The sequence below is a fragment of the Streptomyces phytophilus genome (assembly GCF_013870535.1).
Lineage (GTDB): Bacteria > Actinomycetota > Actinomycetes > Streptomycetales > Streptomycetaceae > Streptomyces > Streptomyces phytophilus.
The window spans coordinates 1-1483 of the sequence record NZ_JACBXC010001407.1; the positions used below are offsets into that span (position 1 = coordinate 1).

2 protein-coding genes are annotated in these 1483 nt (G+C 73.6%); one reads left to right on the forward strand and one right to left on the reverse strand.

Translation table 11 applies throughout. The features are described 5' to 3' along the window. Positions 1-280, reverse strand: a 280-nt coding sequence (locus tag H5J30_RS32840) for a LysR family transcriptional regulator (RefSeq protein ID WP_181791333.1), incomplete at its 3' end; no start/stop codon positions are given. A 74-nt stretch (positions 281-354) separates the two neighbouring features. Here H5J30_RS32840 and H5J30_RS32845 point away from each other — a divergent pair. Then, a complete protein-coding gene (locus H5J30_RS32845) occupies positions 355-1302 on the forward strand; it encodes a DMT family transporter (RefSeq protein WP_181791335.1) in 948 nt (315 codons plus the stop codon). Positions 1303-1483 lie beyond the last annotated feature (181 nt).

Consider the following 1483-nt stretch of genomic DNA (forward strand, 5'->3'; position numbering starts at 1 on the left):
GCTCCCCCACGGGCCGCCCGCGGTGCGCCTCCAGCTCGGACTGCGCCGCCTCGACCTGCGACAGGATGCGGGTGGCGTGCTCGGAGAGCAGCCGGCCCGCGTCGGTGAGGCGGATGCCGCGGCCGTTCTTGGCGAGCAGCTGCTGCCCGGTCTCCCGCTCCAGCTTGGCGAGTTGCTGGGAGACGGCGGAGGTGGTGATGTGCAGCCCGTCGGCCGCGGCGCTCACGGAGCCGTGCCGGGCGACGGCGGCCAGGGTGCGCAGGCGTTCCAGGTTCAACATGTAAGTGATGCTACGAGATAGGTGCCATAAAGTCTCGCTTGTGCTACGCGGAGTGGAGGGCCCACCGTAGGCCCATGACCTCGGCACCGGCAGCAGCCACCGACCCGGCCACTCCCCCGGCCGCGGCGCCCAGGCGGCCCGTCGTCGACTGGCGCGTCCGCTTCACCGCACTGTCGGTCGTCTGGGGTTTCAGCTTCCTGCTCATCAAGGTCGGCACGGACGGCTTCGCGCCACTGCAAGTGACGCTCGGCCGGATGGCCTTCGGCTCCGCCGTCCTGGTCGCCGCGCTCGCCCTGCGCCGCGAACGGCTGCCGCGCGGCGCCCGCACCTGGGGGCACATCGCGGTGGCGGCGTTCTTCATCAACGCGCTGCCCTTCTCCCTCTTCGCCTACGCCGAGCTGCACATCAGCTCCTCGCTCGCCGGCATCTGCAACGCCACGTCGCCGCTGTGGGCGATGCTGCTCGCCCTCGTCGCGCTGCGGGAGGACCGGCCGACGCGCCGCCGGGTCGCCGGCCTGGGCCTCGGGTTCGCCGGGGTGCTGATCGTCCTCGGCGCGTGGCGGGGGTTCACCGGCCAGGACCCGCTGGGCACCGTACTCGCGCTGCTGGCCGCGGCCTGCTACGCCGTCGGCTGGATCTACGTCCGCCGCACGCTCGCCGGCAGCGGGCACTCCCACCTGTCGATCGCCGGTACGCAACTGATCCTCGGCACCGCCCAACTGGCCGTCGCCACGGTGCTGTTCACCTCGGTGCCGACGGCGTTCCCGGCCGAGCCGCTGGTGGCCGTCGTCACCCTGGGCACGCTGGGTACGGGGCTCGCGGTGCTCGTGCAGCACGGGCTGGTCGCCGACGTGGGGCCGACGAACGCGCACACGGTCACGTACGTCATCCCGGTCATCGCGACGGCGGCGGGGGTGGCGCTGCTCGGCGAGGAGCTGACGTGGAACACGCCGGTGGGTGCGGCGGTGATCCTGGCGGGCGCGGCGCTCTCGCGCAGCAGTCCGCGGGCGAAGGGGACGTAGCGGCGCCGGTACGGGTGTTCCGTACGGGCTCCGGGCAGGTGTTCCGTACGGGCTCCCGGCAGGTGTTCCGTACGGGCTCCCGGCAGGTGTTCCGTACGGGCTCCCGGCAGGTGTTCCGTACGGGCTCCCGGCAGGTGTTCCGTACGGGCTCCCGGCGCGGCCGGGCGGCGCCCGGCGCTGC

Coding starts and splice junctions, on each gene's coding strand:
- H5J30_RS32845 (WP_181791335.1), top strand. CDS start 355: ATGACCTCGGCACCGGCAGCAGCCACCGACCCGGCCACTCCCCCGGCC.